Source organism: Streptomyces sp. V3I7 (genome assembly GCF_030817495.1).
Lineage (GTDB): Bacteria > Actinomycetota > Actinomycetes > Streptomycetales > Streptomycetaceae > Streptomyces.
The window spans coordinates 3,459,436-3,472,221 of sequence record NZ_JAUSZK010000001.1 but is presented as its reverse complement, the minus strand read 5'-3'; the positions used below and the strand labels follow the sequence as shown (position 1 = coordinate 3,472,221).

Here is a 12,786-nt window from a genome sequence, read left to right as displayed (position 1 = left end):
GCTGCTCCGTCCACCCAGCCGTCCACCCACCCGTCCGCCCCCCGAAACGCGTGTGAGTCGATCTCCACGAGCCCAGTAGGATTTCGACCTATGGCGGCCACTGGATCCGAGAAGCAGGGTGCGAAGGCGTACTACGTCTCCACCCCCATTTACTACGTCAACGACGCTCCTCACCTGGGCCACGCCTATACGACCGTCGCAGGCGACGTGCTCTCCCGCTGGCACCGCCAGCGTGGCGAGAAGGTGTGGTACCTCACCGGCACGGACGAGCACGGTCAGAAGATCATGCGCACTGCCGAAGCCAACGGAGTGTCCCCACAGGAGTGGTGCGACAAGCTCGTCGGCGAGGCCTGGGAGCCCCTCTGGGAGCACCTGGAGATCGCGAACGACGACTTCATCCGCACCACGCAGAAGCGCCACACGGACCGCGTCCAGGAGTTCGTGCAGGACCTGTACGACAAGGGCGAGATCTACAAGGGCGGCTACGAGGGCCCGTACTGCGTCGGCTGCGAGGAGTACAAGCTCCCGGGCGAGCTGCTCGACGGCGAGGGCGAGTACGCCGGTCAGAAGCTGTGCCCGATCCACAAGAAGCCGGTGGAGATCCTCAGCGAGGAGAACTACTTCTTCAAGCTGAGCGAGTACGGCGAGAAGCTCCTCGCCCACTACGAGGCCAACCCCGGCTTCATCCAGCCCGAGTCCGCGCGCAACGAGGTCGTGAACTTCGTCCGCCGGGGCCTGCAGGACCTCTCCATCTCGCGCTCGACGTTCGACTGGGGCATCCCGATCCCGTGGGACGACAAGCACGTGATCTACGTGTGGGTCGACGCGCTCCTGAACTACGCCACGGCGGTCGGCTACAACGAGAACCAGGAGAAGTTCGAGTCGACCTTCCCGGCCGACGTCCACCTGGTCGGCAAGGACATCCTCCGCTTCCACGCGGTCATCTGGCCGGCGATGCTGATGGCGCAGGGCCTGCCCCTGCCCGGCAAGATCGCCGCGAACGGCTGGCTGATGGTCGGCGGCGAGAAGATGTCGAAGTCGAACCTGACCGGCATCAAGCCGCAGGACCTCACCTCCCACTTCGGTGTGGACGCGTACCGCTGGTACTTCCTGCGCGCCATCGCCTTCGGCCAGGACGGCTCGTTCTCCTGGGAGGACTTCTCCGCCCGCTACACGAGCGAGCTGGCGAACGACTACGGCAACCTGGCGTCCCGCGTCGCGGCGATGGTCGGCAAGTACTTCGGCGGCGCGCTGCCCGAGGCGTCGGCCGACGGCGAGGCAGAGCGCGCGGTCCACGACGGCCTGGCCAAGGCCGCGGCCGAGGCGGACCGCCGCATCGGTGACGAGCTCGACTTCCAGGGCGGCATCCTGGCCGTCTTCGACTTCGTCAAGCAGGTCAACGGCTACATCACGGAGCAGGAGCCGTGGAAGGTGGCCAAGGACGACAGCCCCGAGGGCAAGGCCCGCCTGGCCACGATCCTCTACACGGCGGCGGAGTCGCTGCGTGCGGTGGCCGTGCTGCTGAACCCGGTCATGCCGGAGACCTCCCAGAAGCTCTGGGACTCCCTGGGCGCGGAGGCCTCCCTCGGCGCCCTGGCCGACCAGAAGGTCCAGGAAGTCAGCGAGTGGGGCAAGCTCCCGGCCGGCTCGACGGTGACGAAGGGCGCGGTCCTCTTCCCGCGCCTGGAGGAGAAGCCGACCGCGTAAGCGCACCCGCGCACGCACGGGACGAGGCCCGGAACCGCCCACGACAGGCTGGTTCCGGGCCTCGTCCGCCGGCGGGGCGGTGAGGCCGGGGACCGATGCTCAGCCCTCGGCCCCAAGAGCGAGCGCGGCGGCTTCAGGTCCGGACACACCACTGACGCCTGAAACCGGGCGCGGGTGGCAGAAGGCCCGGAAAATTCGTCGAGTGAACCTCCCCGAACCCCACCGCCGCCTCCTCACCGACGTCCTCGCCGTGGCCGCCCCCCTGGCCCTGGCCGGCGGCTACGCCCTCCAGGCCCACGGCCTGCTCGAACGCCCGCACGCGAACGTGGACTTCGCGACGGAGAGCGCCGAGCCGATGCCGGATATCGCGGCCGGCCTCCGCGACGCGCTGACCTCCCGGGGCCGCGAGGTGACCCTCCAGGACGCGGACCCCCTCTCGGCCCATCTGACGGTCACGGACCCGGAATCCGGCACGCGGTCCCTCCTCGGCCTCCACAAGGAAACCCTCTGGAGCCCACCCGTCCTGACCCCGTACGGCCCGACGCTCGCGTTGGAGGACGCGGTAGGCACGAAGATCCGCGCCCTGTACGACCGAGGCCTGCCGGTCGACCTGATCGACGCGAGAGCGGCATCCGCCCGCTTCACTCACCCCGGCCTGGAGGAACTGGCCCGCCGCCACGCCAGGGACGACTTCGACCTCCCCACCCTCCAGACTCGCCTGGAGGGCACGGACTCCTACGCGGACGCGGCCTTCACGACGTACGCCCTCACCGACGAGGAGATCACCGCCCTACGGGCCTGGGCCCAGTCCTGGGCGACGGACATCGCGGAGCGCCTGCTGGAGGAGGGGGCGTCTCCGGACGACTGCGGGGGTTAAGAGGGTTGATGGTGGAGAATCCGGGTCCGAGTGCGGGTACGTCCATGCCCCTCCGTAAGGTGAGCGTCATGGCAGTTCCCGAGGTGATTCCGATCGCCTACGAGCCGAAGCACCGCACCGAGACCATAGGCCGGTACGCCGGTGGTCAGTTCCTGGCGTCGATCACGTACGCGTTCCGTGAGGGATACCGTCCCGACGACGGCTGGGAAGACCACAAGTGCCTCTACACGGTGCTTCACCTCTTCGACGCCGAGGGCCGCTACCGCGACTCGGACATCTGGTGCGCCGGCACCTGGGCCGAGCAGCAGCGCAACCCGCACGGCGCCGACTCGGTCCTCGCCCTCGCCCGCGCCCACCTGGCGAAACTGCTGCGCAGTCTCCCCCGCCGCTCCTACACGGACATCGCCATACGCCCCTTCCAACTCACCGTGGACGGCGTACGGTTCGGCCTCCTGACCGGCACCGACGAGGACGGCGGCTGGGCCGAGCTCTACCCGGACCGCCTCGGCTTCACCGCCCCATGGAACGGCTCGTACGACACCTGACGGAGGAGAGCGGCGAGGGCGACGGGGGCGACGATGATCATCCGGTCGGGGTCGTCGCTCTCACGGAGGAACAACGAGCTGTCTTCGGCAAGTTCGATGCAGGAGGCTCCGTCCGAACCGCTGGAGAAGGTCGACTTCTGCCACTGGATCACGGCTTACAACTCCATCGCGAGTTGGTGGATGAAATCCCGCGACCGGCCGGGGTCGAAGGACGCCGACTCCACTTTACGGAAAAGTGTTCGCATCGCTCCGAGTTGTGCAGCCGCATCCACAAATCCCGACCCCGACGGCGTGTCCTTCTGCACGGTGTCGAGAGCGGGTACGCGTCCCCCGGCATAGAGGAGAGCCGCACTCGCACCGGCAAACCCGTCGATGTCATACGGAATCACCCGCACGGTGACACCAGGCCGCTCGGCCTGGTTGATGATCTCGCGCAGTTGAGCACGCGCCACACGCCGATCGGCCACACGGGTACGCAGTACGGACTCGTGCAGGATCGCCGTGTACGGCGCATCGCCCTCCCTGGCGAGAACCGCCTTGCGGTGCATGCGATGAGCGACACGCGCATCCAGTTCACTCGTCGGAAGCTCCGGGCGCCAGTACTCGAAGACGGCGCGCGCATAGTCCTCGGTCTGCAGAGGACCGGTCACATGTGTGGTCCCGATCTCGTGAACGAACGTCGCATGGTGCTCCAGCTCAGCCAGGTCGAGGAACGACATCGGTAGCACGCCCCGGAACTTCTCCCACCATCCTCGGGTCTGGTCCGCCGCCATTTCCACCAACGCGTCGATCAACTCGCCATCCACACAGGCGTAGTGACCTGCCAGTCGGCGCACGCGCTCCTCGTTGATCCCTGCGTTGCCCGCCTCGAACTGACTCATCTGGGCCGGGGTCACCCCCAGTAGCCCCGCAGCGTCACGTGACGACAGGCCGGCAGCCTCGCGCAGTTTCCGCAGCTCGGCGCCGAGGCGCATCTGGCGGGCAGTCGGCTGAGTCCTGGCAGGCATAGGGTCCTCGTCTCTACAACAGCGCTTTCTCTACGAGAGGTTGGTGACCTCGATCGAGTGGGAGATTACGCGAGCGGCTTGCAGGGGAGCAATATTTCCCCCTACCGTCCGTGACACGACGCACACACTGCGAAACCCGGGGACCCGGAAGCGCACCGCCCCGTCATGCCATGACGGCGGCGACAGAGCCACCGCCCGTCGTGCGCAGCTCGCCATCAACCGCCCCACCGCCATCCGGAGTTGCCCCATGCCCGAAAGCAGAGCCGACGCCCCCTGGGAGTACTCCCTCTACATCCCCAACGACCCGAGGGCCGTCACGATCACCCGCCGCACGCTCCGCCTCATCCTCACGATGCACGGCCTGATCGCCCTCGTCGACACCGCCGAACTCCTCACGTCGGAGCTGATCGGCAACGCCGTACGGCACACCAAGGGACCGGCCGCCCTGCGCGTCCGCTACAGGCCCGGCGTCCTCCGCATCGGGACCTGGGACACCGATCCCGAACCTCCGGAACCACCAAGCCCGTTGGAGCACCTCACGGATCTGGAGGAAGGCCGCGGCCTCGCCCTGGTCCGCGCCTGCTCCGACCTCTGGGGCTGGCAACCCCTCTCCCGCTTCGGCAACCGCGGCAAGTACGTCTGGTGCGAACTGACCACGGTCACCGCCACTGTCGCGTGAACGTTTACTCACGCCCCGAAAGAGTGAACGACCGCCGATCGCCCAGACAACTCGCCCCTTGATCAACCTAGGTTGCGCACATGGTCACATCAGCCCACGAGGGCATGCACCGCATCTTCCAGGAGCGGCCCGAGATCCTGAGTCCTGTCTTCGATGCCCTGGGCATCGCGTTACCCGACAAGGCAGCGGCGTACGCGATTCCCTCAGACGTGACGGAGACCAAGCCCATGGCACGCCACGTCGACACAGTCCTGCGTATCGATCCATCCGACGGAGATGACTTCATCCTCGCCGTCGAAGCGCAGGAGCGACGGGACTTGAAGAAGGAGTCGAGCTGGGCCTACTACGTCGCGTATCTTCAGGCGAAGTACGGCCTGCCGGTGCTGCTTCTCGTCGTCTGCCGTGACCGGGCCACGACCAAGTGGGCTGTCGGCCCCTTCGAATGCGGCGCACGTGGCTGGACCGCCCAGCGGACATACCCCTTGGTTGCCGGACCGGACAACCTCCCGGTGATCACCGACGAGAGAACCGCGGCCGAGAAGCCCGCGATGGCGGCGTTTTCCGCTCTGGCTCATGCCAACAGCCCCGAACACGGCGCCATACTGGACGCACTGGGCCGTGCCCTCGCGGGCATGGACTGGAGCGCGGCCAGCTACTTCTACCAGTTCCTGGACTCCGCCCTGGGGGGCACCCCCGCCGGAGAAAAATGGAGGCACATCATGACCTTCGTCAATTACTTCCCCGGCCGCGGCACGGTCCTGGAGAAGGCCTACATCGAGGGTGAGGCTCGCGGCGAGGCCAAGGGGATCCTGAAGGTCCTTGAGGTTCGCAAACTGACCGTCTCCGACGACGTCCGCGAGCGCATCACTTCCTGCACCGACCTCGACACGCTGGCCGACTGGCTCGACCGCTCCGGAACGGTCGAGTGCGCGGAAGATCTGTTCACCGATGACACGGCCGCTCCGACGGACGCCGCGCCGTGAGGCGGGATCTCCGATTCGATCGCCTGAGTCCAGAGCTACAGGAAAAGCTGACAGGCCGCTATACGGTCACGGCGTTGTCCATGGCCATGGGACTTCCCCCGAAGGACGCGATCGCCGATCAGAACGCGCACCTGAACGAGCTGAGCCGCAGAGACTCACTCTCCCTGGAGGAGGTCACGCACCTGCGCGCCAAAGCAGGCGGCTGGACCGAGGATCACGCGCAAGGGTGGGCCGATGGATTCGCCGAGGGAAGGGCGACTGCGGTCCTGAGGGTCCTGCAAGGCCGAGGCATCCACGTCACCGGCACCACGTGGGAACGTGTCACCTCCTGCTCCGACCTGGCCACCCTCACCCATTGGCTGAAGCGGTCCATGACGGTCGACAGAGCCGCGGACCTGTTCATCGAAGAACGGGATGCCCGCGAGGGCAGGAAGTGAACCGCAGCTCCGATGCCGGAAAGTGAACGGGCCCGGAATCCCGCCCTCGGGAATCCGGGCCCTCACTCGACAACCGTCGATTACTTCGGCTGCGGCTTGTTCACCGACAGGTGCAGTTCCTTCAGGCGCGACGCGTCCAGCTCCGTCGGGGCGCCCATCATGAGGTCCTGGGCGTTGCCGTTGAGCGGGAAGGCGATGGTCTCGCGGATGTTGGGCTCGTCCGCGAGGAGCATGACGATGCGGTCGACGCCCGGGGCGATGCCGCCGTGCGGCGGGGCGCCGAAGCGGAAGGCGCGGAGCATGCCCGCGAACTTCTCCTCGACCGTCTCGCGGTCGTAGCCCGCGATCTCGAAGGCCTTGAGCATGATCTCCGGGTCGTGGTTCCGGATCGCGCCGGAGGACAGCTCGACGCCGTTGCAGACGATGTCGTACTGCCAGCCCAGGATGTCCAGCGGGTCCTGGTTCTCCAGGGCCTCCAGGCCGCCCTGCGGCATGGAGAACGGGTTGTGCGAGAAGTCGATCGTGCCGGTCTCCTCGTCCCGCTCGTACATCGGGAAGTCGACGATCCAGCAGAAGCGGAAGACGCCGTCCTCGAAGTGGCCGGCACGGCGAGCCGCCTCGACGCGGACCGCGCCCATGATCTTCGAGACGTCGTCGAACTCGCCCGCGCCGAAGAAGACCGCGTGGCCCGGGGCCAGCGAAAGGCGCTTGGTCAGCTCCGCGACGTTGTCCTCGGTGAGGAACTTGGCGATCGGGCCGGTCAGCGAACCGTCCTCACCGACGCGGACCCAGGCCAGGCCCTGCGCGCCCTGCGCGACCGCGAACTCACCGAGCTGGTCGAAGAACTTGCGCGGCTGGGCGGAGACGTCCGGCACCGGCAGGGCACGCACGTGCTTGCCCGCGAAGGCCTTGAACGCCGAGCCCTCGAAGACGTCGGTGATGTCCACCAGCTCCAGCTTGGCGCGCAGGTCCGGCTTGTCGGAGCCGTACTTGAGCATCGCCTCGCGGAACGGGATGCGTGGGAAGGGGGAGGTGACGTGGCGTCCGCCGCCGAACTCCTCGAAGAGCTCCGTCATGAGCTTCTCGATCGGCTGGAAGATGTCCTCCTGCTCGACGAAGCTCATCTCGACGTCGAGCTGGTAGAACTCGCCCGGCGAGCGGTCGGCGCGGGCGTCCTCGTCGCGGAAGCAGGGCGCGATCTGGAAGTAGCGGTCGAAGCCCGAGATCATCAGCAGCTGCTTGAACTGCTGCGGCGCCTGCGGCAGGGCGTAGAAGCGGCCCGGGTGGACGCGGGACGGGACGACGTAGTCGCGCGCACCCTCGGGGGAGGTGGCGGACAGGATCGGCGTCGCCATCTCGTTGAAGCCCATCGCGGACATCTTCTGGCGCATGGCGGAGATGACCGCCGTACGCAGCATGATGTTGCGGTGCATGCGCTCGCGGCGCAGGTCCAGGAAGCGGTACTCCAGACGCCGCTCCTCGTTGACCCCGTCCTCGGTGTTGATCGTGAAGGGGAGGGGGGCGGCCGCGCCCAGCACCTCGACCTCGCCGACCTCGACCTCGATCTCACCGGTGGGCAGCTCGGTGTTGATGTTCTCGGCGCCGCGGGAGACGACCGTGCCGTCGATGCGGACGACGGTCTCCTTGGACAGCTTGTCCAGGGCCTCGTACGCGGGCGTGCCCGGGCGGGCGACGAGCTGCGTGATGCCGTGGTGGTCGCGCAGATCGATGAAGAGGATGCCGCCCAGGTCGCGCCGATTGTGCAGCCAGCCGCTCAGCCGGACGTCGGTGCCGACGTCAGAGGCGCGGAGCTCGCCGCAGGTGTGGGACCTGTACCGATGCATCGTCGTTCATCCAGTCTTCGCGGATCGGGTGGCTTGTTTCACGTGAAACTCTCCCCCAGCGTACCGGGCACCCCAAGGTCGCCTCCCCACCATTGACGCCATCCACCAGCGGCAGACGCGGCACGGGCGGCGGACGGGATGACCTCGGATCATGTGTGGCACGTTCCGATCCCGTCTTCTTAAAGTGGGGCAATGCGAACAGACGAGCCGCTGCCCGCCGTGGCGGACGTCCTCACCGTCCTCGCGACCGGGGTGTGGCGCTGGGACACCGCCACCGGCCTGGTCAGCGTGGACGCGGAGGCGGCACGGCTCCTCGGGCTGCCCGCCGCGCCGGCCACCCTCACCGAGGCCCAGGTGCGGTCCCGCCTCCACCCCGTCGACTGGAACGAGATCACCGGCGTGGTCCAGCTCGCCGCCGCCGAGGACACCCTCGCCGAGGTGCGGATCCGGGTCATGGACGGGCACGGCCGCATCGTGCGGGTCGTCCGCAGCCGGTCCAAGCCGTCCTTCGACACCGACCGGAGGACGTACGAACTGATCGGCACCCTCCAGGAGGTCACCGAGCCGACCCCGGGCACCCCGGCCGGCCGCCGCGCGGTCCACGGCGACTGGCGGCGCTCACGCGAGGCGTTCCTGCTGGACGCGGGCCGGGCGTTGGCCGAGGCGCGGTCCACCCAGGAGGTGCTGCGGGTCGCGGCCGGGCTGTCGATGCCGGGGTTCACACCCGACGGGCTCGCCGTGTTCGGGGTGGAGGGCGACCACCTGACGATCATCGGCCACCACGGGCAGAAGCTCGGCGACGAGGCGCCCTTCTTCCACATGCCGCTGGAGACCGACTACCCGGCCACGGAGGTCGTCCGCACCGGCCGCGCCGTCTATCTCTCCTCGCCCGAGGAGTACGAGTCCCGCTACCCGCTGACCTGGCCGCTCGCCGCGCCCTTCCGCCGCCAGTCCTGGGCGTTCCTGCCGCTGACGGCGGGCGGCCGCACGATGGGCGCCTGGCTCGCGGCCTTCACCCACCCGGTCGCCTTCACCCCCGACGAGCGATCCGTGCTGACGACCGTGGCCCGCATGCTCGCCCAGGCCCTGTCCCGTGCCGAGGCCACCGAGTCGGTACGGGAGCTGACCGACGGGCTCCAGCGCTCCATGCTGCCCGTCCTCGGCCCGGACATCCCCGGCATGCGCCTCGCCGCCCGCTACATCCCGACGGGCGGCGGTCTCCAGGTCGGCGGCGACTGGTACGACGTGATCCCGCTGCCCTCGGGGCGCCGCGCGCTCGTCATCGGGGACGTGCAGGGGCACGACGTACGGGCCGCCGGGCTGATGGGCCAGCTGCGGATCGCGCTACGGGCCTACGCCGCCGAGGGCCACCGCCCCGACGCCGTCCTCTCCCGCGCCTCCCGTTTCCTGCACGGGATCACCGGCGGCGACCAGTCCGCCGACCCGCGCTTCGCGACCTGCCTCTATCTGGAGACCGACCCGGCGTCCGGCGTGCTGGAGATCGCCCGCGCCGGGCACCCGGAGCCGGTGATACGCCTGGGGGACGGCACGGTCGTGACCCGGCCGACCTCGGGCGGGCTGCCGCTGGGCATCGACCCGGACGCCGACTACCCGACGACACGGTTCACGCTGGAGCCCGGCGAGACCATGATGATCTGCACCGACGGGCTGATCGAGACCGGCGGCCACGACATGGAGAGCGGCTGGCGGCGCCTGCGCGCCATCCTGGAGAACCACGAGGGAACCCTGGAGGCGCTCGCCGAGGGGCTGGTGCAGGGCGTGCACGGGCCGTCCTCCCACCACACCACCGGCCCGCTCGCCGACCGGCGCGAGGACGACATCGCCCTCCTGCTGCTGCACCGGCCGGGGGAGGAGACCGGCACCCTCGTCCCGCGGCCGACGGTCCGGCGCACGCTGCTGGGGGTGGCCCAGGCCGAACCCGAGCGGATCGCCGAGGCCCGCCGGCATCTGCGCGAGCTGCTGCACGACTGGGCCTCGCCCGACCAGGTCGACTCCGCGGTCCTGCTGCTCTCCGAGCTGCTCACCAACGTCCTCGTGCACACCGACACCGACGCCGCGCTGCTCGTCGAGGTCAGCGGCGATCCGGGCGAGCGGCGGCTGAAGGTCGAGGTCACGGACGCCGGCGACGACCTGCCGCACAAGCGGCGCCCGGGCGAGCTGGCCTCCTCCGGCCGCGGCCTGATGCTGATCGAACTGCTCGCGGACGCCTGGGGCGTGGACCCGCGGGGCGAGGGCAAGAGCATCTGGTTCGAGCTGTACGAGGCGCAGTGAGGCGCGACCGACGGCAGGCGTACGGCGTCACTCCCCGGCGCCGTACCGCACCCTGAGCTCGTGCACGATCCCGAAGCCGGCCGCGGTCAGCGGGACCGCGAGCAGCATCCCGAGGATCCCGGCCACGGAGGCCCCAGCAGTGATCGCCACCATGACGACCGCCGGATGCATCTGCACGGTGCGGCTCTGGATCAACGGCTGGAGCACGTGCCCCTCCAGCATCTGCACGGCGATGACGACCCCGAGTGCCCACAGCGCGATCACGAACCCCCGGTCGGCCAGCGCGACCAGCACGGCCACCGCACCGGAGAGGAAGGCGCCGAGATAGGGGATGTACGCGGTGACGAAGACGAGCGCGCCGAGGCCGGGCGCGCCGGGGACCCGCAGGACGAGCAGGCCGATGGTGATGCAGATGGCGTCGATGAGGGCGATGAGCGTGGTCCCGCGCATGAAGCCCTCGACCCGCTCGAAGGCCCGCCGCGCCATGGCCTCCAGCAGACCGGCGGTGCCGTGCGGGGCGACGGTCCTCAGCGCCCGCAGGGCGCGCGGTGAGTCGCGCAGGAAGAAGAAGGAGAGCAGCAGCGCCAGGACGGCCTCGGCGATGCCCTCGCCGACCACGCTCACCCCGCTGATGACGTTGGAGGCGGCCGTCCCGCCGAACTTACGGAGCAGGTCCCCGGAGTTGGTGGCGAGGTCGTCGAGCGAGGTGCCGGCCGCGCCGAAGCGCTCGGCGAGCGACTTGGCGGCGTCGCGCAGCGAGGAGATGATCTGGTCCCCGCTGTCGACCAGCGCGGAGACGACGATGTAGACGGCGCCGCCGACCACCGCCACGACCGCGACGCAGGTGAGCCCGGCCGCCAGCGACCGGTTCACCCCGGCCCGCGCGAGCCGCACGTACAACGGCCTGAGCAGTGCGGTCCCCAGCAGGGCGAGCATCACCGGCACGACGGCCGTACGGAACGTCACGATCAGCTGGATCCCGACGTACACGACCCCGGCGACCAGCAGGATCACCACGCACCAGACGGCGAGACGGCGGACGGGGTCGGGGAGCAGTCGGCTGGGATCCGGCACGCTCCCAGCGGATCACAGGCGGGGCGGGCTGTCCTGCGCGGACGGCCCGCCCGGGTGACACGGCGTCAGGCAGGGCGGCCCGCTCAAGCCGCCCGTTCCGGCCTCCATCAGGGCGGCAGCCGCCTGCGGGTCGACCTCGTCGGTGCCGGGCGTCACCAGCTCGACGCCGATCATCAACCCGAGCCCGCGCACCTCCCGTACGCCGGGCAGCCGCGCGGCGACCGACCGCAGCCGCTCGATGAGCAGCCCACCGACGCCCGCGCCGCCGGAGCGCCGAAGCCGCCGGAGCCGAGCCAGGGGCGGTGCCCCAGCTCGGCCCTGGCTCGGCCCTCGGGTGATTCGGGGTCAGGCCGTCGGCCCTTCCTCGGTCATGCCGTGCACCGCCGGGATGTTGCCGAAGCGGCCCTTCTGGAAGTCCTCGAAGGCCTGCTGGAGCTCCTGGCGGGTGTTCATCACGAACGGTCCGTAGTGCGCCATGGGCTCGCGGATCGGACGTCCGCCGAGCAGCACGACCTCCATGGCCGGCGTGTTCGAGTCCTGCTTCTCGTCCGCGCGGACGGTGAGCGAGGAGCCTTCCCCGAAGACGGCGGTCTGGCCCAGGTGGACCGGGCGGCGCTCGGCGCCGACGGAGCCGCGGCCCGCAAGGACGTACGCGAGACCGTTGAAGTCCTCGCGCCAGGGCAGGGTGAGTTCCGCACCCGGCGCCACCGTCGCGTGGACCATCGTGATCGGCGTGTGCGTGATGCCGGGACCGGCGTGGCCGTCCAGCTCACCGGCGATGACCCGCAGCAGCGCGCCGCCGTCGGGGGTGGTGAGCAGCTGGACGCTGCCGCCGCGGATGTCCTGGTAGCGCGGCGCCATCATCTTGTCCTTGGCCGGGAGGTTCACCCACAGCTGGAGGCCGTGGAAGAGCCCGCCGGACATCACCAGCGCCTCCGGCGGGGCCTCGATGTGCAGCAGGCCCGAGCCGGCGGTCATCCACTGGGTGTCGCCGTCGGTGATGGTGCCGCCACCACCGTGGCTGTCCTGGTGGTCGAAGGTCCCGTCGATGATGTACGTGACCGTCTCGAAGCCACGGTGGGGGTGCCACGGGGTGCCCTTGGGCTCGCCCGGCGCGTAGTCCACCTCACCCATCTGGTCCATCATGATGAACGGGTCGAGGTGGCGGTAGTTGATTCCGGCGAACGCGCGGCGCACCGGGAAGCCCTCACCCTCGAAACCGCTCGGCGCGGTCTGGACGGCGAGCACCGGGCGGGCCACCGCGTCGGCCGGTGCAGTCACGCGGGGAAGCGCCAGCGGGTTCTCGACAGTCACTGCAGGCATGTCAGTACCTCCTTAGTG

The 12,786-nt window shown here is 69.5% G+C and carries 12 protein-coding genes and 1 pseudogene; 7 read left to right on the top strand and 6 right to left on the bottom strand.

Going from position 1 to position 12,786, the window contains the following annotated elements:
- Positions 1 to 90: 90 nt before the first annotated feature.
- From metG to QFZ74_RS16125, 3 genes are all read left to right on the top strand, one after another.
- A complete protein-coding gene (gene metG / locus QFZ74_RS16135; protein WP_307621504.1) occupies positions 91 to 1,707 on the top strand; it encodes a methionine--tRNA ligase in 1,617 nt (538 codons plus the stop codon).
- 202 nt (positions 1,708 to 1,909) lie between these two features.
- A complete protein-coding gene (locus tag QFZ74_RS16130) occupies positions 1,910 to 2,584 on the top strand; it encodes a hypothetical protein (protein ID WP_307621503.1) in 675 nt (224 codons plus the stop codon).
- Positions 2,585 to 2,652: 68 nt separating this feature from the next.
- Positions 2,653 to 3,129: a hypothetical protein gene (locus QFZ74_RS16125; RefSeq protein ID WP_307621502.1), complete on the top strand. Its 477-nt coding sequence runs from the start codon at positions 2,653 to 2,655 to the stop codon at positions 3,127 to 3,129.
- On the opposite strand, the gene QFZ74_RS16120 is transcribed toward QFZ74_RS16125, so the two are convergent.
- Both QFZ74_RS16120 and QFZ74_RS16115 read right to left on the bottom strand, forming a co-directional pair.
- Complete coding sequence (locus QFZ74_RS16120) at positions 3,075 to 3,281, bottom strand: DUF397 domain-containing protein (protein ID WP_307621501.1); 207 nt, start codon at positions 3,279 to 3,281, stop codon at positions 3,075 to 3,077. The two genes, QFZ74_RS16125 and QFZ74_RS16120, sit on opposite strands and share 55 nt — an antisense overlap.
- Positions 3,282 to 3,284: 3 nt before the next feature.
- Positions 3,285 to 4,136 carry a helix-turn-helix transcriptional regulator gene (locus tag QFZ74_RS16115; RefSeq protein ID WP_307621500.1) on the bottom strand — a complete coding sequence of 284 codons (852 nt, stop codon included), beginning with the start codon at positions 4,134 to 4,136 and terminating at the stop codon, positions 3,285 to 3,287.
- Positions 4,137 to 4,383: 247 nt separating this feature from the next.
- Here QFZ74_RS16115 and QFZ74_RS16110 point away from each other — a divergent pair, with 247 nt between their 5' ends.
- The 3 genes from QFZ74_RS16110 (at position 4,384) to QFZ74_RS16100 (ending at position 6,235) form a co-directional block, all read left to right on the top strand.
- Positions 4,384 to 4,815, top strand: a complete 432-nt coding sequence (locus QFZ74_RS16110) for an ATP-binding protein (protein WP_307621499.1) — start codon at positions 4,384 to 4,386, stop codon at positions 4,813 to 4,815.
- Between the two features lie 104 nt (positions 4,816 to 4,919).
- Complete coding sequence (locus tag QFZ74_RS16105) at positions 4,920 to 5,798, top strand: hypothetical protein (protein ID WP_307621498.1); 879 nt, start codon at positions 4,920 to 4,922, stop codon at positions 5,796 to 5,798.
- The gene (locus QFZ74_RS16100) at positions 5,795 to 6,235 is read left to right on the top strand and encodes a hypothetical protein (protein ID WP_307621497.1); all 441 of its coding nucleotides are present in this window, start codon (positions 5,795 to 5,797) and stop codon (positions 6,233 to 6,235) included. The genes QFZ74_RS16105 and QFZ74_RS16100 overlap by 4 nt, the downstream gene beginning before the upstream one ends.
- 80 nt (positions 6,236 to 6,315) lie before the next feature.
- Here QFZ74_RS16100 and aspS read toward each other — a convergent pair whose 3' ends face one another.
- The gene (gene aspS / locus QFZ74_RS16095; RefSeq protein WP_307621496.1) at positions 6,316 to 8,079 is read right to left on the bottom strand and encodes an aspartate--tRNA ligase; all 1,764 of its coding nucleotides are present in this window, start codon (positions 8,077 to 8,079) and stop codon (positions 6,316 to 6,318) included.
- A gap of 192 nt (positions 8,080 to 8,271) precedes the next feature.
- On the opposite strand from aspS, the gene QFZ74_RS16090 reads away from it, so the two are divergent.
- Positions 8,272 to 10,371, top strand: a complete 2,100-nt coding sequence (locus tag QFZ74_RS16090; RefSeq protein ID WP_307621495.1) for a SpoIIE family protein phosphatase — start codon at positions 8,272 to 8,274, stop codon at positions 10,369 to 10,371.
- 27 nt (positions 10,372 to 10,398) lie between these two features.
- Here the strand turns inward: QFZ74_RS16090 and QFZ74_RS16085 are convergent, their stop codons facing one another.
- The 3 genes and pseudogenes from QFZ74_RS16085 to QFZ74_RS16075 all read right to left on the bottom strand — a co-directional run bounded on the left by QFZ74_RS16085 (position 10,399) and on the right by QFZ74_RS16075 (position 12,768).
- The gene (locus QFZ74_RS16085; RefSeq protein ID WP_307621494.1) at positions 10,399 to 11,445 is read right to left on the bottom strand and encodes an AI-2E family transporter; all 1,047 of its coding nucleotides are present in this window, start codon (positions 11,443 to 11,445) and stop codon (positions 10,399 to 10,401) included.
- Between the two features lie 87 nt (positions 11,446 to 11,532).
- Positions 11,533 to 11,700, bottom strand: a pseudogene (locus tag QFZ74_RS16080) (aspartate aminotransferase family protein); the annotation flags it as partial.
- A gap of 90 nt (positions 11,701 to 11,790) precedes the next feature.
- On the bottom strand, positions 11,791 to 12,768 hold the full coding sequence (locus QFZ74_RS16075) for a pirin family protein (RefSeq protein ID WP_307621493.1): 978 nt from the start codon (positions 12,766 to 12,768) through the stop codon (positions 11,791 to 11,793).
- Between the last annotated feature and the right edge of the window lie 18 nt (positions 12,769 to 12,786).

Excerpts from the sequence above, each read along its gene's own strand:
- QFZ74_RS16125 (WP_307621502.1), top strand. The coding sequence starts at position 2,653 with ATGGCAGTTCCCGAGGTGATTCCGATCGCCTACGAGCCGAAGCACCGC.
- metG (WP_307621504.1), top strand. The coding sequence starts at position 91 with ATGGCGGCCACTGGATCCGAGAAGCAGGGTGCGAAGGCGTACTACGTC.
- QFZ74_RS16090 (WP_307621495.1), top strand. The coding sequence starts at position 8,272 with ATGCGAACAGACGAGCCGCTGCCCGCCGTGGCGGACGTCCTCACCGTC.
- QFZ74_RS16115 (WP_307621500.1), bottom strand. The coding sequence starts at position 4,136 with ATGCCTGCCAGGACTCAGCCGACTGCCCGCCAGATGCGCCTCGGCGCC.
- QFZ74_RS16105 (WP_307621498.1), top strand. The coding sequence starts at position 4,920 with ATGCACCGCATCTTCCAGGAGCGGCCCGAGATCCTGAGTCCTGTCTTC.
- QFZ74_RS16110 (WP_307621499.1), top strand. The coding sequence starts at position 4,384 with ATGCCCGAAAGCAGAGCCGACGCCCCCTGGGAGTACTCCCTCTACATC.
- aspS (WP_307621496.1), bottom strand. The coding sequence starts at position 8,079 with ATGCATCGGTACAGGTCCCACACCTGCGGCGAGCTCCGCGCCTCTGAC.
- QFZ74_RS16075 (WP_307621493.1), bottom strand. The coding sequence starts at position 12,768 with ATGCCTGCAGTGACTGTCGAGAACCCGCTGGCGCTTCCCCGCGTGACT.